This is a genomic window from candidate division KSB1 bacterium, from assembly GCA_034521575.1.
Classification (GTDB): Bacteria; Zhuqueibacterota; Zhuqueibacteria; order Residuimicrobiales; family Krinioviventaceae; genus JAXHMJ01.
The window spans coordinates 852,808-872,444 of the sequence record JAXHMJ010000005.1; the positions used below are offsets into that span (position 1 = coordinate 852,808).

The following is a 19,637-nucleotide window of genomic DNA, read 5'->3' on the forward strand; positions in this document are numbered from 1 at the left end:
TCATCATCATGTTGTTATATGCAGTGTTTACACCGGTGCAGCAGGTGCATTCCCAATCGAAAAAAATGTATAAAATCCACCCGGCGAGTGAAATCAAATTCAAGGGCAAGTCAAACATCAACAGGTTTACATTTCGTTCGGAAACTGTTGACGGCCGAGGCTGCATTGATACAACATCAGCCGCGATCGACTCGATACGATAAACCGATTGAGGATGCAGTAAACGGTTTTTTCATCGTCGATGTCAAATCATTCAAATCGGGTAATAACCGGATGAACCAGGATATGTACCAGGCGCTCAAATCGGAACGGCATCCCAATATCGAATTCAACCTGAAAGCTGTCGACTTTCGTTACCTGGATACAAACGAAGCGTTGTTCACAGTGTATGGGTATCTCCAGGTGGCCGGTGTTGAGAATCTTATATCGTTCCAGGTCAAAGTGAGCCGGGCAGGCAAAGAATTATATCGCTTGCAGGGTGACAAAGAGATTTATATGAGCGATTATGATATCGAACCGCCCGAGGCTCTGTTCGGCTTGGTCCAGACACGCGATAAATTAACAGTGGAATTTAATCTCATTGCCGGTCTGCAGTCCGGTGAATCCCTTGCATCCAGGTTGCCGTGCGACAAATTACCTGCGTATCTGCAATGGGGATTGCTTGAACAGGACATCAACAGATTTTAAATCAAATATTGTATAAATCAATCAAACACAATCAAGGAGACATTCAATGAAATATATTCTAAATCTTGGCCTCTTCATTACTCTAGTCATAGTAACCGCTTTACCGATCCAATCAGCGGAGATTCTGAATAATAAAGACACTGAACTGAATCTGGGCGGCCGGATCCAGTCTTACGGCGTCATGGAACTGATTCCTGATGAAATCAGTGATTATCCCAGAATCCTTTTATTTGTTCGGGACACCCGACTACGACTAGACGGGCGATATAACAATATGAATTATGAACTGGAAGTCATGCTGGGCGGCGAAGCGGACAACCTCATCAACCGACCCAATCGGGGTGATGCCGCCTCGCAGCCGATCACAGCGCTGCTCATGGACGCCTGGGGTGAATTCAGCCTGACGGAGAACCTGGCACTGCGAGCCGGTCAGTTCAAAGTGCCCTACAGTCGTGAAAATCTCACGGAAGGCGCTGATCTGCAGTTTACCAACCGGTCCATCAACCACAGAGCCTTGAATGTGGGCAGAGACACGGGTGTGATGCTGCACGGCAGCAAGGACAACAAGTTCGCTGCCTTTGCATTGCTGACCGGCGGCGGTATCAATCAACGTGTCCGCTATATTCCGGTAAAAATGGGGTTCCCCATGACAGTTCTGAGACTGGGATACAATACCCTGGATTCGAACCCCCTGGAAGTTAAAGAGTTTTATCCCGAAAAAGAGGGGGTGGCGGTTTACGCCAATGCCCTGTATGTCAAGGACACCAATGTGGGACACGGGTCTGTATTGAGCATGCGTCAACATGAAAGTTCCTATATCCTTTCCGGCTGGAACCCTTATCTTTCCGGCGAATACGGCGAAACCCTGACCCAGTTTGGCGCTGATGTTGCCGTACAGAAAAAAGCAAGCGGCAGCCTGCTGTCTCTGGGCGCTGAATTCAATTACGGCACCTATGAAGGGGATGCGGGCAGCACCAGTATGTCCGCCGCCACCGCAAGAGCCGGACTGATGGTCAATGACTGGCTTCAGCTGGGCGCCCGATTCAGCATGTTCACACCGGATGAAGAGATTGCATTTCTGGATAACAAAGGCGTGCAAATATTTGCACCGGCCGTCACCTGCCATTTCAATGAAAACCTGAAATTGAAAATGGACCTGCCGATCATGCTCAACGCACCGCTGGCCAAAGAAGAAGGCCTTGGATATTACAACCTAATTTACCAGACCGGTCAGACTTATTTACCGGTTGAACGCAACACCGCAATCACCGGACGCATGATTTTGCAGTTTGCATTCTAAAATCATTCGCGTTATTCTCTCAACGGGACAAATATCGATGGATGTTTGTCCCGTTTTTTTTTAAAAATAATTTTTGTCAACTCTACAACAGTTCCGTGGGGCAATCTCCTCAATTTTGCCCCCCGCGACAAACCTGATAAATATTCCGGTTTTTTTCTCTTCCCTCTGCGACTCGGTGCCATAAATTCCCGTTTGCATAATTCCTGCAAAACCATTATATTTTTCTCAATCAGCAAGGGGAAACCGTGAACCCGAACCATTTCAAGGGGAGACTCATGACCCAGACAGCCCAATCCATTCTTTATGACACATTCGGATATAATGAATTCCGGCCGTTCCAGCAGCAGATCATTGACCGGGTAACAGGCAAACAGGACACCCTGGTGGTCATGCCCACCGGCGGCGGAAAATCTTTATGCTACCAAATTCCCGCGCTTTTGTTCAACGGACTGACTCTGGTCATCTCACCGCTGATCTCACTGATGCACGATCAGGTCGAGGCGTTGCATCAGCTCGGTGTGCCGGCGGCGTTTCTAAACAGCACATTGTCGCAACGGGAATTCACTAAAACAGCAGATTCTGTGCGCGACGGCAAACTCAAACTGCTGTACATGGCGCCGGAAGGCTTGTTCACCGGCCGCGTCCAGCAGTTGCTGAACAGCTGCACTGTTGACTGTATCGCCATCGACGAAGCACATTGCATTTCAGAATGGGGCCACGATTTCCGGCCCGAGTATCGTCAGCTGATTCAGCTGCGCAGCACATTTCCAAATGCGGTGTGCATTGCACTCACCGCAACAGCCACGCCGCGCGTACAGAAAGATATTCTCGAGTCCCTGAAACTTTCAAAGGACGGTGCTATCGTGACCAGCTTTGACCGTCCGAATCTGTTTCTGCAAATCGAGGAAAAAGTCGAGCCCACAGGTCAAACCCTGCGCTTCCTGGAGCAACATCCTGAGCAATCCGGGATTATCTACTGCTTTTCCCGCAGACAGGTCGATGAACTGAGCGAGTACCTGTCTCGCATGAACTATTCCGTGCTGCCGTATCACGCCGGACTGGACAACCGCACACGCAAAACCAACCAGGAACGTTTTATTCGCGATGATGTGCCGATCATTGTCGCCACTATCGCATTCGGTATGGGTATCGACAAGCCGAATATCCGGTTTGTGATTCATTTTGATCTGCCGCAAAACATCGAATCCTATTATCAACAGATCGGACGCGCAGGACGCGACAGCCTGCGTTCGGACTGTCTGTTGCTGTTCGGATATGGTGATCTGAACAAGATCCGCTATTTTATCGATAAAAAAGAAACCGCATCGGAACGCCGCATCGCCGAACATCACCTGCAGGCGCTGGTGCAGATGGCCGAGTCGCACGTCTGCCGTCGTATCCCGCTGCTGGATTATTTCGGCGAACCGTTCAAAAAAGTGAATTGCGGCATGTGTGACAATTGTCAGGGACAAGCCCCGGACCTGCGCGACGAAACCGTGGCCGCGCAAAAATTTCTCTCCTGCGTCAAACGCACTGGTGAAAAATTCGGCGCCGGACATATCATCGATATCCTGCGCGGCTCTGAAAATCAAAAACTGTTGAGCTGGGGGCATCAGAAATTGCCAACCTGGGGGGTGGGCCGCGAATATTCCAAAGATCACTGGCAGCTGCTCAGCCGTCAGTTTATCGGCCACGGACTCGTACGCGTTGATCCCGAGTACGGAGGACTGCAGCTCACAGACAAAGCAAATGATGTATTGTTCAACGATCAAAAAGTGCAAGTAGCGATCAAACAACCGGCGCGGCAGACACAGATTCACTACGGCGATTCTGAGGATACAGCGTATGACACACAGCTCTTTCAGCTGCTGCGTGATCGTCGCAAACGCATTGCCGACACCCAGGGCGTGCCGCCGTATGTGATCTTTTCAGACAAAACGCTGATGGAAATGGCGCGCCTGTATCCGCAAAGCGCCTCGGAACTGCGCGGTATTTTCGGCGTCGGAGAGGTCAAGAACAAACGCTACGGACATCACTTTCTGGGATCTGATCAGGGACTATTGCCGCGATCACAATATCGAACGACAACCGGGCCGGGTTGCCGAAAGCAAATCCAGGCTCTAAGCGTATGGGCGCAAAAACCGAAATGATCGCCGGGGCATTTGCCGACGGTCAAAGCATCGCCGAGCTGCAGAACCGCTATCGGGTGAAGAAAGATACCATCGTCAAGCATCTGAACACCTATGTCCAAACCGGCAATATCCTGCCGGCCGACCGGCTTTATGATGAACTGGATACATCTGTGGATATTGATGCCGTGATGCAGGCCTTTGAGGACAAAGGCGCGGCTTTTTTAACCCCGGTGTATGAAAAATTGAATAAAGCGGTTTCTTATGACGAATTGAGACTGCAGCGGCTGTATTTTTTGTGCCGGGGATAAATAGTAAAGTAAAAGAGAGCAACCCAAAGGTGGGCTGAGCAGTAAAGCATCTAAAACTTTTATAAAAATAATATAAAATCAGGAAAATATCCTTGTCCTCTTGACAATTTCAACAGAGTATCTGGAATACCCCCCTTTGAGGTACAGCTGAATACTATTGTACTTTGAATCCCTATTTAAAACACTGAAAAAGCTAGTCATTCTCTAATGTAATAGCAACCAAAAAAGGACCGGCTTTAACGAGATCTGAGACAAAATCAATTTTACAAATCTCCTGGTCTGGCAGAGGATTCACCCAGCTATACTTTAAAAGATGGGTTAACATGCCCATACTGCGGGTTGCAGGATTACATCCGCGCCATACTTCTTCTGCTTCTGGCAGTTCCCCTTCTCCCGGTTTAATCCACCAATCCATTAGATTCTTGCCATAAACAATGGGTGCGGTTCGCTGCTCGCCATTTTTATAGTTTATGATATATTCTCCGATCTTTTTCCCGGTTTCTGTGCTCCAAAAACAAGCTTGAAGAAAATGCAGCTTTCGGCCTTTACGGTCGACTTTTATATTATTCACAAATTCCGGAAACACAACACCAGTCACATCAATGGATTTGCTCGATGCGAGCTGAACCAATCCACGGATATCAAAACTAGTATTTCCCAGCATCTGAACGCCTTGAGGCAGATCACGCAAATCATGTCCGGCATGACAAAACCAATTATCATCAAGAGAAGAAGTGTAATGCTCAGAGAGATCTATCATATCGGGAGTAGCTTCCGGACTACGTGGCGCGATAGGGCAAAAATCATCAATTCGGGCCATACTAAATCCTTCATAGACAGGCTCATTTGGCTCGATTGTCAAAGCAATTAAAAAGGGAGCCGCCTCAGTCATTGTTGAAACAAAATCAATGGATTCGATTTCTTCACCCGGAAACGGATTATTAGCTGTATATTTATACACCCGGACTCTACTATCTGATGCTAAAGCGTCAACAGTCTCACTTGTAAACGCAATATCAGCATCAGTAGGTAACGACTCGTCATTCTTAATCCATGTATGCATTATTTGTCTTTGATAGAGAATAGGGATATGCAGGGTCTGTCCCGCCGTATAGTGAAGAATGTATTCCCCGATCTTGACATTTTTATCGGCTTGTCCCACTGCCCCATGCAGAAAATGCAATCTTCGACCCTTGCGATTAATTTTAATTTTTTCGCCAGACTGAGAAAAATTGCCGTCCGTACTTTTCCCAGCAAGCTGCAAAATTCCGCGGACATCAAATGCAGCTTTAGCAAAAACCTGAACTCCTTTGGGCAGAAACGAGAGGTTGCGTTTTGGTTTTCCCAGCCAATCTTCATCCAAAGCAGAAGTATAATAATCCGTCAAATCAATTAAATCCTGATTGGCTTGTCGGCTTCTTGCCGGTATGCTATACTGTTGACTCATTATAACTCTCCTTGTTTAATTTTTCTCCCGCTGCAGCGCCAACGCCTTGTCCGCCACCAAAGCGAACATCAAGCCGTTCCAATAGAGTCCGCGGCGCCGAACATTTTACAGATGCTGACCTCATGCCAGGACAACAGTTGATCACGGATAGTTTCGAGGTATTCGTTGGTTACAGGCATGGTATGCCCCAAAAAAATAAAAGCTTAACTCTTCATTTTTTTGATTAGAACATTAATATTTTCAAAAAGTCTCCTGGCTTGTAAGAGCCAATGCGTAACTTGATCTCTTTCAAATTGAACAAAATCTATATAATCCGCTTCTTGACGTCTTTCAAACAAATCGTTATAAATATATGCTATTTCTTTTGGAACTTTGCCAGTTCTCACATAATATTTATTAAATAAACTGCGTAATCCTGTATGTTTGGAGGAGGATAAACCTTGACATAAAAAAAGTGCGGAGACTGCATAAAAACAAGCATAATAGAGACGATTTACACACGCATTTCAACGTTCATTATCAGCACAAACATCCGCATCCTTTAAAGTTTCATTTGCCCGCTTCATACGGTATAATACAAGATCCTGACTCCATTCAGTCACAACATTACTCCATCGCGTTGGACCTGCTGATAAAAGGGCATGTTTTGATATCGTTCACTATTCCATTCACCCCGACTGCGCACAATAGAAGTGAGGACATGGCCAGACTTCCACTCAATTTCATAAAGACAGTGTCGAATCCTGTCAATACGTGCATCATCAATAGGCCCGTCAACTAAAATTAACAAATCCCAATCGGATTCAGGCCTCGCATCGCCTCGGGAGCGTGATCCATAAAGAATTATCTGTGAACCAGGTTCAATTTTTCGTACACTTTTTGTTATTTCATGAATCAAGGTTTTGCGCTGCATAGAGAAATCTCATAGTGTAAAAACATATAGTTCATTTAGAAACATTATCATATTTTTTTAAATTAGCAAGTAATTTTTTCGAATTCTAAATAAAGAGCTAAAAAGTTATTATGATAACAGGTCGTTGATCAAAGCAAATAATCCATTTCCACCCGTTTCATACTGTTGAAAATATTTTCGCGCACGCCGGGAATCTCCTGTTCGATCTGTTTGATCAAATCTTTTGCATATTGGCGTTTGGTGTGACCGTCGGACGGACATTCCTGATCAAACACAGGCAGTCCGCGTTCCTTGACGTGTTTTTTCAGTAACTCTTCCTCGATGTACATGAGCGGCCTTAAAATCTGGAATTTGCCGTGAAACACCTCCAGTCGCGGCGGCATGGTGCTGATCTCGCGATTGTAAAACATATTCAACAGCAACGTCTCGATCATATCATCCTTGTGATGCCCCCAGGCGATTTTGTTGCAGCCAAATTTATCAGCTGTCTCGAATATGATTTTCCGCCGCCGGCGCGTGCACAGAAAACAGGGATTCTCCCGGTTGGCGTCCGAATGCGAAAACGGTCCGATTTCCGTTTTGATAACGGTTCCCTTTACATTGCAACATTCAAAAAAATTCTGCATCACGCGTTTGCGTTCCGCCGCATGCTGAAACCCCATATCCACATACACGGCAGTGAGATCAATATTTTTGATATATCGAATACGGTGTGCCAACAGGTCCAGAAGAGCCATGGAATCAGCGCCGCCGGACACAGTGATCAGGATATGATCTCCGGATTCAAACATATTGTATTCCCAGGCAGCCTTGTCAATGCGCGCTAAAAGTTCTTTATGCAGTTTGGTCATACAATTCCTTTTAACGATTAAAAAGCGAATCCGGTACGGACAGTTCCTTTACAACATCGGGAATGATGCCGCCGCTCAATTGCTGCGCCTGTTGAAACGTTTCCGCTGCGTCCTCCCCGACAGCCTGCTGCGTCCGCGCCTTGATATACAGCACCAGCGCCATTAGTTTCGGCCCGGTGTCCGCAGCCAGACTCAATGCATCATCAAAATAATCCAGGGATTCGCTGTAGCGTCCTTCAAGCGCCGCCAAAAATCCCGCCTTCGCCATGCAGCGCACCTGTCCCGCTGTATCGGACTCGCTTTCATACAAACGTAAAGCGGAATTACAGCGCGCATTGGCCTGACGCAGATCTCCCAACATGATATACAAACGGCTCAGTTGTTCGTCTGCGTGCGCCAGCTGTCCGGTCTTTCCGAGAATTTCGTAATAATCCGCAGCCGACCAGTAAAATTCCACGGCTTCCCGGATATTGCCATCTCTGGCTTGTGTGCGCGCCAATTGCAAATACGCACGTGCGATATCCGTGTCACTGGACAAACGCAGCGCAGCATCCAGATAGCGCTGCAGCGCCCGCCGGGATGTATCGTATTGCTCCATGTCGCGCATCAATTCGCCGATTTCACGATCAGACCGCGCCGCACCCAGGGTATCCCCGGCCAGCAGCAGTTGTTGTTTGCGCGCCTCATAGTCCGCCCACAGCTGAAGCGGATCATTGCCTTCATTGGAAATATCGGCAAGCCGAAAATAATAGCGGGCCGCACGTTTATGATCACGACGTTCTTCCGCAACATCCGCCGCGCGTTCGTAAAAGAGCCGGGCCCGGTCCGGGAAACCGGTTGTCAGCAACGTTTCCCCCTGCAACGCCAGTACAATCTGCAGCCCGAATGCCTGTTGACGTGCGGTGAACAGCGTTTCAGCATTTTCCAGCAGAGTCAGGGCACGTTCATACTGTCCGGTCTGCATCAAATATCCGCCGTAATTGGCATACGTCCAGCCGTTCTCCGGAGCAGTGAGCAATGTTTGATAACACTGGTCCAAAACCGGTATGGTTTCATCACCGGCCGAGTCCGGCCCGGACAATTCTATGGATGCCAGCCAGGCCAGTCCGCGGTGACAGTCGGTAACAGGTGACGTTGAAAGGGCCTGCTGAACTTTGCCCAAAGCCTTTTCACCGTAAAAGGCAAAAAGCAAAGCCTCAGTCAGAAAAGAGTCCGGGGCGCAGTCCAGTCTGCGAAAAGCATGCTGTTGCGGCCAGTAGGGAAGCCGATCCCGGTCCTGCGGGGGTGAAACAGCAAGCGTGAGGGTAGAATCAAATAAATTCACCAACACATCGGCGTTCATCGCGCTGCACAAAGAATCCGTTCGTCCGGGGGTCAGACCGGGATTCTCTGTCAGGGTTAGCTGAACACGCATTTTCTGCGACTGGTACCGGTTCAGAACCTGCTGGGCCACGGACGCGCCGTGTAACGCCGACTGCAGAGATTTGGATTGCCGCGATGGCGACAGAAACAGTATCGAGTGTTCATCCACCACAAACGGAAATCCGTACTGGCTTTTTTGCGTCCGGATATCGTCAACAAATTCTTGAAACTGCCGCGTCAAAGATTCAGTATCGTGAGCCGGATCAAATGTCCGGCTGGTCACCGGCAAACCGGAAGGAAACGCGCGCGTTTCGATCCGAAACTTTAAAGATTTTCGTTCGACATCGGCATAGCAGAAACACAACACATCCAGTTCATATTCAGCGTCCAAAACCTCAAGCCGGCCGCGCGCATAACTGTCAAAATCCCTTAGTAACACATCGCCAAAGGAGAACTGCAGGCTGTCTATGGATACATATTGTAGGTCCGCTGTCTCCTGCATGTAGGTCTGTAACTGATTGAACAGCTGTTCAGCCTGCCGCACTTGTTCCTGATTCTCATGCGACAACACCCACATGGAGCGCAGACTCAGATGCAAAGGTTCAGCAGACAACAAATTTGTCAGTAAAAATACCACAATGATATAACGAAACTTCATACTCTAACCTGTGCAGCGTTCTTGATCCGGATTTCGGTTCGCAGTTCGAACGGGCATTGGGCGTTCAAACGGACCACAATAACCGGCAGATCCTGCCTGTTGCCGAAACTCGGCGAGTGCGGCTGTTTCTGAATATCAATACAAAAAGCTTGCTCACATTCGAATTTAAATTCCACCTGGAATCCATCAAAAGCACATATTACCTGCTGATCTTCCAGTACCGGTTCCGTGGTCATATGATAAAACGCTTCCATCTCATGCAGTCCATTGCCGTGCACGGTGTCGGTCAGAATCCAGGTGCTGTGTTTATCAAACTCGACGCTCCGGTGTACAGTTCCCGTCTGTTTTCGATAGCCGTTATGTTTTGCATTCAGGATGATGCGGGCATCATCTTCAAAGACATGTTCGAATCCGGCTTGGGCGCGTCGCCCCCATTGAAAAGGTCCCAGGGGGACGGACTGGTCCTGTCCGTCAATAATCAGTGTATTATGCGCAGCAGTGCCGCGAAAAGTGTCGCGTTCCTGTCCGGCGCCCAGATACAGCCAGGTTCCGCTGTCCACAAGCACCGGCTGACCGCTCACATTCAGAAACACACTCAGGGCATCCGCATGACCGTGAGCCGCCAGTTTTCCGAATCCCAGCGGCCCGGCATCCATAACCATATGCTGCTGGAACGGCTGATTTTGACGGATGACGGCGTAACCGCTGTCCGGCAGATACGTCAATGCGGATTGCGGCATGGTGATCTGCAGAGCATCCCATGCCTGCAAGCCCCCGGAGCCGTTGAGCCAGAAAACAGCTTCCGGGCTGCCGGATTGTTTGTATTGACCGGATTCAAATCGGACCGCGCAACTGTTGAGCACGTCGTGATACAGAGGCCGGTCCGAACTTGAAAACGGAAACGCAGAACCATCATCGGCGTCCCCGATGTTCGGTACCCGGCCATTGGCATCCTGTAGAGCCAGACAGGCATCCGTCATACGGCGCAGACCCTGTGGTAACCGTTCGGGTACGGATTTACCGGTGATCCCGGCACAGCGCAGGCCCAGCAGTCCGAATTCCAGCACATAGCGCTGATAGCCGGCGCTCTGCTCTTTGGTCATGCCGTCACTATGAACCTGCGCAGGCAGTTCTTCAAATAACAGCTTGAATCCATTTTTTCTCCATCGCTCTTCATTCAGCAGACCCGGATAACAAACACCGGCCACCATTAATGCAGCAGCCTCACCCAGCAGGTGGTTATTGGCGGATGAAAATCGGGAGGGGTGTTCCGCGATAAATTCCGCATGCTGCTCCACGGAATGCAGCACCCGGCTGAAAAATGATTTGGAAACCGGCGCTGGTTTGATGAGTGCAAGCGCGTAGGTCCAATTGATCAGCCGAAAGCCAACCTCAAGGGCGCTAATCCAGTTGATGCCGAAATACAGCGGATTGGTTTCGATCCAGTGCAGCCACTGTGCCTGCAGTTCATTTAGATAGCGCGTGTCCCCGGTCAGACTCCAGGCCAGCGCCAGAGTAAAAAAATGGGCGTGACGGTTGAATTCCCAGGTGTATTTGACTTCCGTAATCGAGCGGTCGGCATACAAATCATAGTGACTGCGGGGACGCACGGGAATGGATTGCCCGGACAGCCAGTCGAGATGCCAGTCGATTGTGTGTGCAAATGTATGCTCTGAACCGAAAATCGAGAATCGATGTTTTAAACAGTCATCGGCCTGATTTAACCGTATTGCTTGTTCTTTCGAAAAACGCTCCCGATAAACGTCCGAAATGGCACCGGCTGCAAAATCCGGCAGCAGACGATCAGCATGAATAAAAGAAACCGCCTGACCCGGTTCGATATCATAGCGCACTGTAAAATCACGGTGATCCTCCACCCGACGGCGGATCTCCCGGCGGTCACGAATTCGACACACGGAACGCCACAACAGTTCCAGGGGCGACATGGCGCGCAGACGCATGATGATATAGCGGAGATTCGGCATCAGTCGCGGATCCATTTTTCCGGGTGTTTGTCGTCAATCAGACTGGCGCGCGTGATTGACGTTTCACCGAATTTTTCGCGCACCGTGTCCAGCACATCGTCAAGTTTGCTGGTGTTCTGTGTCTGATCGGCAAACATATCCAGTTGACCCGGCGATGATTCCAGTTTGGACACACCAACACCCAGCAGCCGCAGTTTACCGGACAAATTCAGCCGTACAAACAAATCCAGAGCATGCGGGTACAGATCGTCAAAATGCTGCATGGACTGCTCGAGAGTGCGGGAACGGGTAAACGTGCTAAAGTTCTGCTGCCGCACTTTAATGCTGATGGTGCGGCCCCATATTTTTTTGCGGCGCATGTCGCGGCTCAGTTCATTGCAAAGATACAGCAGGGTCCTGCGGTGCGTTTCTGCGTCATCCACATCCTGGTCATATGTGATTTCGCGACTGATGGATTTGCGTTCCTCATCCGTACAGACCAGCCGGTCGTCAATCCCGCGCGCCAGATTATAGAGCTTGACGCCCATTTTTCCAAACCGGCTTTGCAGAAAATCCAGAGAATACTGCATCAGATCACCGATCGTATGAATCCCCATATCTTTGAGAAGCGGCAGGGTCTTGCGTCCCACACCCCAGAGACGAGAAATGTCCAGAGGATGCAGAAAACATTCCACCTCATCCGCCTGAACCACAACCATGCCGTCCGGTTTGTCCAGGTCAGAAGCAATCTTGGCGAGAAACTTGTTGGGGGCAATCCCGACCGAGGCTGTTAAATGAACTTCATTCTGAATGCATTGTTTCAGATGTTCACCCAGCTGCCGCGGCGTTTTGTGTAACTTGTAGGTGGAGGTAATATCCAGAAACGCTTCATCAATACTCAGAGGTTCCAGATCCGGGGAATACCGTTGCAGAATCTGCATCACCCGACGCGACACCTCGGCGTAGCGTTTTCCGCGCGGCTTGACAAAAACGGCATGCGGACACTGTTTCCAGGCACGCGAGATAGGCATGGCGGAATGTATGCCATAGGTGCGCGCCTCGTAGCTGCAGGTGGACACCACCCCGCGCCCCTCCCCGCCTTTGGGATCCGCGCCCACAACGACGGGTTTACCGCGCAGCTCGGGAAAATCCAGCTGCTCGATGGCGGCAAAAAACGCATCCATATCCATATGTAAAATAATTGAACTCATGACAATAGATCGAGAAAATCATCCACAGTCCGCTGCCAGTCAGAGCATTTTTCATATCGCACCACTCGCAGGCTGGGATGCCGGTTTCCGGTGATCATTTTGGTGAGAAACACCTCGTTATGCACCAGACACAGCACCGGTTTGTCCTGCTGCAATGCCGTGGCGATCTCGATCCCGACACCCAGAGACGGATTCGACACTTCGGCAATCAGGGCATCGCTCTGCCGCAGCCAGGCCATATCGCGTTCGAAAATTTCAATATCCGTGTATTGATTTTCATGCTCTACCACATCCGGTTTAATAATATGCTCAGTGAGCACAACATGTTCCTTGTTCTGCAAAAAGGTCACCATATCGACATAAGTCGATAAAAACGCCCGTCCCCCGGAAATCGATCCGGCAAAATACAAATTCAAACGGTCCTCCCAAAACGGCAATTGCTGTTTTCTTTTTACTGTTTACTATATACTTGTTTTCACTTGAAACTTATTTTGCACTCTAATAAACGTCCTCACCCCCTCTTTGACAAACTTGAGCAGCACTTTATCCAGCCCGCAGACGGTGCAGCATTGATATATAAACACCTGAAAATTCTGAAAAAACGCTTCATTGACCGCGGCAAATTGGGGTGAATGGAACAAGCGGTTGATTCGGCGTCCCAATAATAACAATGCGGCCGGAATCTTCGCCGCGTATTTGACATCTTTTTCAAAGGTACCGCTTTCAAGCACCGTCAGACCGGCTTTGGATGCCATTGTTTCCAGTTCCTCGGGACGATACGCTGTGTGAAAATACTGCCCGTTTTCCCATTCGCTGCGCACGCCGTAATCGCGCATCACGCCGATGGACAGCCATTGCGGGCGCTTGCCGCGGGCATTGGGCGTGGTAATCAGCGCTTCGCCGCCCGGCGCCAGTATATGTGCCATACCGTTCATAATGTCCTGCGGATGCAGACAGTGTTCGATCACCTCGCTGCACAGTACATGATCCAGACTCGCCTTTTTGAAACAATACAGCCGTTCCGCATCAGCGACCAGATAATGCACGGGTTTGGCGCGCGCTGCCTGTTTCAGAGCGGTCAGACTCAGATCCGCTCCGCACCCGCAATCCGCCGTTATAGCGCTGCAGATACATGCCGCGATTGGTGCCGATCTCCAGCAGTGAACCGCTTCGGGATTGCAGCCAGTCCAGCACAAACCGCTTGCGCAGCATACCTCGCAAGGTGTGATAGACGTTTTCTTCTTCGGGATAGTTTGCACCGACACTGTCATAAAAGCGTTTCATGGTTTGTGAATCAGAACTCATGAATCGCCTCCGTTTTTCCGCTGTAGCACGCCTTTGATCAGATCCAGCTCATCGCGCTGAAAAAATCCGCTGATATAAAGAGCTGCGGGATAAAGCAGGAAAATGCCGGCTTTGAGCAAAGTATTGGCATACACCGGCTGCCAACGCATCAAAACGAAAAACACAGCGACCACAGCCGCCAGTTTGATGATCCGGCCCCATTCATAACGCACGTAATAGAGTTTTCGCGTCACCCAATACAAGGTAAACGACATGACCATATACGCCGCGAGCCGCGCCCAGGCCGCGCCCATCATCCCCAGAACCGGGATCAGAGTGATGTTGGTGATCACATTGGCGGACATGCCGGCAAAGGTGATCCAGGGCAGGTACTTTGTCTTTTTATGCACATAAATGCCGATGAGAAAATTCAAATACGCGGCATAGAAAATATAAGCCAGAAAAATAAGCGGCACCACCTGAGTGGCGCTCCAGAACTCTTTTCCCAGAATGGTGATATCGCCGATGCGCAGATGCACAATCTCTTCAATGAACGCAGAAAAGAACAAAAACACCACGGTGCAGGCGGTAATCACATAAGTAAACACCTTTTGAAAGATCTGTTTGGCATTTTCCTGTTTCAGGGTGGAAAGAAAAAACGGGTGCCAGGCGAAGCGAAACGCCGTGACAAACAGCGCCATGAACATGCCGAGTTTGTGTCCCTGACTGAATACGCCGACCGCCTCCACATCGGCCAGACGTTCCAGTAAAATCCGGTCCACCGTATCCATGAGCGCCACACACATAGTGGACGGCAAATACGGGATACCGAACGCAAACAGCTCTTTGAGCATGGACCGGGAAAAATTCATGGTCAGCCGCCGCAGTCCGATGGGCAGCAAGGCGAGAAAAGTCACACCCGAGGCAATGAGATTGGCATAGAAAATGGCTTCCACTCCCGATGTCCATGCCGATAATGAAAATGAAATTAAATCCCAGATTGACGGATACATTGAGAAATTTGAACAGAATAAACGATGTGGAACGCTCTTCGGCGCGCAGGATGAGAAACGGCATAAAACACAGCGCATCAAACATTAATATTCCGGCCACCACCCGGACCATCATCACCAGATCGATGGTCAGTTCCTGAACATTACCACTAAAAATATGACCTGCAATCCATTCGGCATTAAAAATAATCAAGGCGCTGAAAAGAATCGATGTACCGATCATGGTGAGAAAGGCGGTAGTGAACACCTGGTTTTTTTGTTTGTCCGTATCGCCCATAATGTAAAAGCGAAAAAACGCGGTATCCAGACCATAGGCATAGACAATGGTAAAAATTCCAAGATAGGTAAAGATGAGTCCGGCCACACCCATATCCGCTTTGGGGAAAATATTGGTGTGCAGGGGCATGAGCAGAAATATAATAGCGCGGGTCAGAATATGCCCGACCCCGTACACAGCGGAATGTTTGACCAGACGCAATATGGAGCGAAATATGGACATACAGGATTCCCGGAAGCTAAAGTGAATGGATTGTTCGATTAAAAAGTAATGTAATAGTTTTGGGAAAAAATTGCTAATGCTTTTTTAAAGAGTAAATAAAGTGTTAAAGAAAAGCAGAGGCAAACGGATAAATCGGCTAAAAATGGTTTGTCGGTTTATAAATTGAACCGTTTTGAAACGTTTACAGGCATGACCGCCCCGGATGGACAAAATGAATATCCGGGGCGGTTCTGAACAGGGATATTCATCGGGGGCAATAGACTTTAATTGCGAAACTCACGTTTGCCGAGGGGATTGACAACAAGATAAGAATGGATGCAAAACCAAATTAAAGGCATAACAAAACCCGAACCGCAAAATCTGGTTGCCAAATTGCATTTGGCAACCAGATTGGTGAACGAAACTTTTTCGTGTCAATCCCCCTAAACGTAATGCCAAAACAAGCCCGCAACGCACCGGACAGAAACACCGCACTCAAAATAAATCTGTTTCCTTTATGATATTCCTTGCTGGCTACACTCTTTAATAGGAAAAATTTCATCAATTAGAGAATGGTTTTCTGCTATATATTGCCGAAATTAATAAATACCGAGAGCAACGCTAATTGTTTTAGCCGGATCAGTCAGCTTTTTGAGGATTACATGATTCCACTCTGGATTTGTAATCAGAGGCTTTATAATTCAGATTTGGTCTGCAGAAACGGCCAGATTTTGTGACAAAATATGTAATACCTAAATTGATCGATTTATAAGGGCACCAAATAAAACCGGCGCAAAATGTTGCCGGTGCCGTCTTTTTCTATTTGTTTTCATCTGAAATAACTTCTTATTACGCAATCAACCTTGCTTTTTGAACTGATTTTTCATTAAAGTCAGAGAATTATCAGTGTAACGGCATACTTCTCCCATTGTTTAGCTCTTTAATACGATTAATTTTTATTATGTTTTACGTCACAAATGCGGGTTCATACTCCTCAATGAATGACCATAATTTTAAAATCTTCAGGGAATCATAGACTGTCTGTGTTACCCTTAGTATAATTTTTCCGCCTGTTGTCACAATTTTGGCTGCAAAATCAATCATGATCCGACGAAAGGAATTGGGGTAAGCGGTAACTGGTACTGCTTCACAGGGGATGTCCCTTTTATATGCTTCAAAAAGAAAATGGCTGATGATCATCAAATAGTAAAAAACTCTATTCATACCGAAACGCTTAAATGGTAACTGTTCTCTTCCAGCAAATTCTTTCTGTGATCGGTGTACTAATTCAGCTCTACCTCGACTGTGGTTTAACTCGATAATCTTTTCGGCCTTGAGATAATTGCCACTACCAGCATTGATTAGTTTTTCATCCAGCTCACTGTTTCGGCCTATATTGGTATAGATTACTGAATCCGGTTGTGCAAAATCAAATAAGAGTTGACCATTTTCCTCAGCTTTCTGAGAGGTAAAAATACAACGGCGAAATGTCTTCCATGATTTGAGGCGATTAGCAAATTCGACAAAAGTCCATGTCTGTCTATAAGAACGAAAAGCATCATAACTAAGATTGTTAACATATTGTTTAATATCGTTATATATTTTCCCGGCACAAACATAATGAATACCAAGGCGTTGTTCAAAGAACCGAAAGTTCTGGTCATCCATAAAACCACTGTCTGTTAGCAGAATGATTGGAACATCTTTATAGCGACGTCGAATAGCTTTGACCAGACGCCCCACTGACTTTATAAAGTCGCTGCCATGATTACAATGAACATCTCCGGCTCGGAACAGCGCATCAACAACATAAGGCCCCCAACTAATTTGCATAGGCTGGAATCCTTTTTTATTTTTATAGGTCACATTTGAGCCTTCACGCTTTTTAGCGCCGTCATTGTCGAAAACTACGCTGTCACCAAAAGAATAACTTCTTTGGGTTGTTCAATAATAAGTCGCCAAATAAACATCTCCAACAAAAGAGACCGAAATATCATTTGCCCAACAAAACTGAACTTGCGAAACATCCTTTTGATTTGATGGGATGTTGCCATTTGTTCCGGGTGATTTTCGAGCACGGCAGCATAGGCTTCATCGTTTTTTCGACGATCAAAAGAACAGATTGACATATCCGTACCATCAATAAACCAAGCAAAAAGCTGTTTGACAAACTGACGGTATCCCAGTCCTTTAGAAGAGCCTTTTAAAAAGCTAAAAACGTTTTCAAATAGAGAATAGAATCGAATTTGGTCAATATATCTAAGAAAAAACAACAGACCACCACGACCGCTAATTTTATCTTTTGTGATCTCAATTTTTGATATTTTAGGTTGCGTTGTATCGGTTTTTTTCTGCATATTATGGCTACCTTTTGGGTTTTGTTGTTATTCTTTTTATTGGTTACACAACTAAAAATAATAACAAACTATTATAAACCCAAAAAGGTTTTTTATTTTTTTAAAAACCGCTCAATTTAGGTAATATATACTATTTCTGTTTATTACAAATCGATCGACACATACCTTCACCAGAAAGGAACACGCAGTCATGGAAAAGTGTCTTTAACAAGCTATTCGTTTTTTGAGCCTGGAAATTTATGATTAATATTCATCAAATTGGAATCAATTTCATGAAAATGCAGTATTTCCGTATTCAGACCGCTTCGTTCAACACCGGAGACTCTTAACGACGTCTTGGAAGAAGGAGGCAGTTTGTCCTTTATTTGGTTTTTTTTCAATATCTTCAAGTACTCGGAATCGGACAATTTCTTTAACGCTTCCACCTTGCCAAACGATGAAAAAGAGATGATCAACATGGTCACATTATTTTCAGTCGGAAATTTCGCAACGACGGTATAATCGTCATGAAATCCGTAACGGTAATAGGATTCCAGTGAATAAGTTTCAGTTGTATCCGTATAAAAAGGGGTATAATACACCTGATGCGGAAAAAGATTCACCTCTGAACCGTAACTGATTAAAAAATATTTTCATTTGCCGCAATGTTTTGACACTGCCAACAAAAATAATATTGTTCTGCAGCATATCCTGCCAGGCCAAATCTGACGCTAATTTTATATTCAGCTTGTTCTTATGTCCATTATAGATATTATCCAGGATCGAAACCACATAAGGAACTTCCATCCCCAAATACGTCAAAGGGGTTTCGGTAATTTCCATTTTCCTGAGGATGATCTCCCCAGAGAAAACTTTCAGAATCCTCTTTTGAATTGATTTCCACATCCCGGATAAACCGTTCACGCTCATTGGTTTCAAGCGGCTGTTGAAGGACATAGTAATCACCTATCACCAGGAGTGTCGGCAGAGAAGATTCTATAAAGTCAGACCAAATTGGATTCTCATGATGATTGTACTGATTTCCATGAACTTGTTTTTCCAGAGAATAACTTTTTTGAAAATAATAGATGGACAACGCAATAAATAGTAAAAGGACTGCAGCAAATACAGCATATGCATTCTTTTTAATCTTTTTTGAGGGGACTTGATTTTGAGTGGCAACACATTCCACCTTGTACTGACCTTTGGGCAAAACCAATTTTTTCTTATCTTCTTTCCCCTCTGTCAAATAGTACGTTTGCAGTTTTTTCCGCAGAGAATACATATGAGACCGAACGATCGAGTCCAAAGAGGAGAATGGGGATACGTCAGTTCTCCCGAAAAATTCCATGGCAATATCTATTTCTTTAAGTGTTCTGTGATTAACAGAGGCGTCAATAAGATATTTCAGGAACTTGCGATCAATTTCGGAATTAAAGTATGAACTCTCAATGAGAGTTGTATATATTGTATATGCGGTTTCTTTGTCAATCATAGGATATTACCTGACAATCTATTGGTTAAATTAAAATTTGACAATGTTACACTCCAGCTAATATTATCACACGTTAACTGTCAAATTATTCAGACCTTATTCACAAATCTAATATATGAATTATCCGTGCATTTGCAAATACTTTGTTTTTGACATGTTTATAACAAGTTTTTCACTGGCAATGTATTGCAATTATTA

17 protein-coding genes and 2 pseudogenes are annotated in these 19,637 nt (G+C 46.8%); 5 read left to right on the forward strand and 14 right to left on the reverse strand.

What is annotated here, in order from left to right; all coding sequences use genetic code 11:
- Positions 1-165: 165 nt before the first annotated feature.
- The 4 genes from U5R06_16730 (at position 166) to U5R06_16745 (ending at position 4,427) form a co-directional block, all read left to right on the forward strand.
- Positions 166-687: a YceI family protein gene (locus U5R06_16730; GenBank protein MDZ7724397.1), complete on the forward strand. Its 522-nt coding sequence runs from the start codon at positions 166-168 to the stop codon at positions 685-687.
- Between the two features lie 46 nt (positions 688-733).
- Positions 734-1,987 (forward strand): porin, encoded by a 1,254-nt coding sequence (locus tag U5R06_16735; protein ID MDZ7724398.1) that lies wholly within the window; start codon positions 734-736, stop codon positions 1,985-1,987.
- 275 nt (positions 1,988-2,262) lie between these two features.
- Positions 2,263-4,137 (forward strand): DNA helicase RecQ, encoded by a 1,875-nt coding sequence (recQ, locus tag U5R06_16740; GenBank protein MDZ7724399.1) that lies wholly within the window; start codon positions 2,263-2,265, stop codon positions 4,135-4,137.
- Positions 4,116-4,427, forward strand: a complete 312-nt coding sequence (locus U5R06_16745; protein MDZ7724400.1) for a helix-turn-helix domain-containing protein — start codon at positions 4,116-4,118, stop codon at positions 4,425-4,427. Before recQ ends, U5R06_16745 begins: the two co-directional genes overlap by 22 nt.
- Positions 4,428-4,620: 193 nt before the next feature.
- On the opposite strand, the gene U5R06_16750 is transcribed toward U5R06_16745, so the two are convergent.
- The 10 genes and pseudogenes from U5R06_16750 to U5R06_16795 form a co-directional block, all read right to left on the reverse strand.
- Positions 4,621-5,874 carry a hypothetical protein gene (locus tag U5R06_16750; protein MDZ7724401.1) on the reverse strand — a complete coding sequence of 418 codons (1,254 nt, stop codon included), beginning with the start codon at positions 5,872-5,874 and terminating at the stop codon, positions 4,621-4,623.
- A 203-nt stretch (positions 5,875-6,077) separates the two neighbouring features.
- Positions 6,078-6,365, reverse strand: a pseudogene (locus U5R06_16755) (HEPN domain-containing protein).
- A 107-nt stretch (positions 6,366-6,472) separates the two neighbouring features.
- A complete protein-coding gene (locus tag U5R06_16760) occupies positions 6,473-6,787 on the reverse strand; it encodes a nucleotidyltransferase domain-containing protein (protein ID MDZ7724402.1) in 315 nt (104 codons plus the stop codon).
- A 128-nt stretch (positions 6,788-6,915) separates the two neighbouring features.
- A complete protein-coding gene (locus U5R06_16765) occupies positions 6,916-7,638 on the reverse strand; it encodes an ATP-binding protein (protein ID MDZ7724403.1) in 723 nt (240 codons plus the stop codon).
- Between the two features lie 10 nt (positions 7,639-7,648).
- Positions 7,649-9,658, reverse strand: a complete 2,010-nt coding sequence (locus U5R06_16770) for a hypothetical protein (protein ID MDZ7724404.1) — start codon at positions 9,656-9,658, stop codon at positions 7,649-7,651.
- Entirely contained in the window at positions 9,655-11,658 is a 2,004-nt protein-coding gene (locus tag U5R06_16775) for an alginate lyase family protein (protein ID MDZ7724405.1), read from the reverse strand. Before U5R06_16775 ends, U5R06_16770 begins: the two co-directional genes overlap by 4 nt.
- A complete protein-coding gene (dinB, locus tag U5R06_16780; protein MDZ7724406.1) occupies positions 11,643-12,833 on the reverse strand; it encodes a DNA polymerase IV in 1,191 nt (396 codons plus the stop codon). The genes U5R06_16775 and dinB overlap by 16 nt, the downstream gene beginning before the upstream one ends.
- Positions 12,830-13,249 (reverse strand): nucleoside 2-deoxyribosyltransferase, encoded by a 420-nt coding sequence (locus U5R06_16785; GenBank protein ID MDZ7724407.1) that lies wholly within the window; start codon positions 13,247-13,249, stop codon positions 12,830-12,832. The genes dinB and U5R06_16785 overlap by 4 nt, the downstream gene beginning before the upstream one ends.
- 45 nt (positions 13,250-13,294) lie before the next feature.
- The gene (locus U5R06_16790) at positions 13,295-14,104 is read right to left on the reverse strand and encodes a methyltransferase domain-containing protein (GenBank protein MDZ7724408.1); all 810 of its coding nucleotides are present in this window, start codon (positions 14,102-14,104) and stop codon (positions 13,295-13,297) included.
- Positions 14,105-14,134: 30 nt separating this feature from the next.
- Positions 14,135-15,208, reverse strand: coding sequence for a polysaccharide biosynthesis C-terminal domain-containing protein (locus U5R06_16795; protein ID MDZ7724409.1), 1,074 nt, complete (start codon positions 15,206-15,208; stop codon positions 14,135-14,137).
- A 79-nt stretch (positions 15,209-15,287) separates the two neighbouring features.
- Between U5R06_16795 and U5R06_16800 the strand changes: the two genes are divergently transcribed.
- Positions 15,288-15,671: a hypothetical protein gene (locus U5R06_16800; protein MDZ7724410.1), complete on the forward strand. Its 384-nt coding sequence runs from the start codon at positions 15,288-15,290 to the stop codon at positions 15,669-15,671.
- A gap of 903 nt (positions 15,672-16,574) precedes the next feature.
- Here the strand turns inward: U5R06_16800 and U5R06_16805 are convergent.
- From U5R06_16805 to U5R06_16820, 4 genes and pseudogenes are all read right to left on the reverse strand, one after another.
- Positions 16,575-17,477, reverse strand: a pseudogene (locus tag U5R06_16805) (transposase).
- Positions 17,478-17,515: 38 nt separating this feature from the next.
- Positions 17,516-17,965, reverse strand: coding sequence for a hypothetical protein (locus U5R06_16810; protein MDZ7724411.1), 450 nt, complete (start codon positions 17,963-17,965; stop codon positions 17,516-17,518).
- Positions 17,966-18,177: 212 nt separating this feature from the next.
- On the reverse strand, positions 18,178-18,567 hold the full coding sequence (locus U5R06_16815) for a hypothetical protein (protein MDZ7724412.1): 390 nt from the start codon (positions 18,565-18,567) through the stop codon (positions 18,178-18,180).
- A 149-nt stretch (positions 18,568-18,716) separates the two neighbouring features.
- Positions 18,717-19,439, reverse strand: coding sequence for a hypothetical protein (locus tag U5R06_16820; protein MDZ7724413.1), 723 nt, complete (start codon positions 19,437-19,439; stop codon positions 18,717-18,719).
- Positions 19,440-19,637 lie beyond the last annotated feature (198 nt).

Coding starts and splice junctions, on each gene's coding strand:
- dinB (MDZ7724406.1), bottom strand. CDS start 12,833: ATGAGTTCAATTATTTTACATATGGATATGGATGCGTTTTTTGCCGCC.
- U5R06_16790 (MDZ7724408.1), bottom strand. CDS start 14,104: ATGACAGTGTCGGTGCAAACTATCCCGAAGAAGAAAACGTCTATCACA.
- U5R06_16810 (MDZ7724411.1), bottom strand. CDS start 17,965: ATGCAGAAAAAAACCGATACAACGCAACCTAAAATATCAAAAATTGAG.
- U5R06_16800 (MDZ7724410.1), top strand. CDS start 15,288: ATGACCTGCAATCCATTCGGCATTAAAAATAATCAAGGCGCTGAAAAG.
- U5R06_16820 (MDZ7724413.1), bottom strand. CDS start 19,439: ATGATTGACAAAGAAACCGCATATACAATATATACAACTCTCATTGAG.
- U5R06_16770 (MDZ7724404.1), bottom strand. CDS start 9,658: ATGAAGTTTCGTTATATCATTGTGGTATTTTTACTGACAAATTTGTTG.
- U5R06_16795 (MDZ7724409.1), bottom strand. CDS start 15,208: ATGCGCTGTGTTTTATGCCGTTTCTCATCCTGCGCGCCGAAGAGCGTT.
- recQ (MDZ7724399.1), top strand. CDS start 2,263: ATGACCCAGACAGCCCAATCCATTCTTTATGACACATTCGGATATAAT.
- U5R06_16735 (MDZ7724398.1), top strand. CDS start 734: ATGAAATATATTCTAAATCTTGGCCTCTTCATTACTCTAGTCATAGTA.
- U5R06_16760 (MDZ7724402.1), bottom strand. CDS start 6,787: ATGCAGCGCAAAACCTTGATTCATGAAATAACAAAAAGTGTACGAAAA.
- U5R06_16765 (MDZ7724403.1), bottom strand. CDS start 7,638: ATGACCAAACTGCATAAAGAACTTTTAGCGCGCATTGACAAGGCTGCC.
- U5R06_16775 (MDZ7724405.1), bottom strand. CDS start 11,658: ATGGATCCGCGACTGATGCCGAATCTCCGCTATATCATCATGCGTCTG.
- U5R06_16750 (MDZ7724401.1), bottom strand. CDS start 5,874: ATGAGTCAACAGTATAGCATACCGGCAAGAAGCCGACAAGCCAATCAG.
- U5R06_16745 (MDZ7724400.1), top strand. CDS start 4,116: ATGGGCGCAAAAACCGAAATGATCGCCGGGGCATTTGCCGACGGTCAA.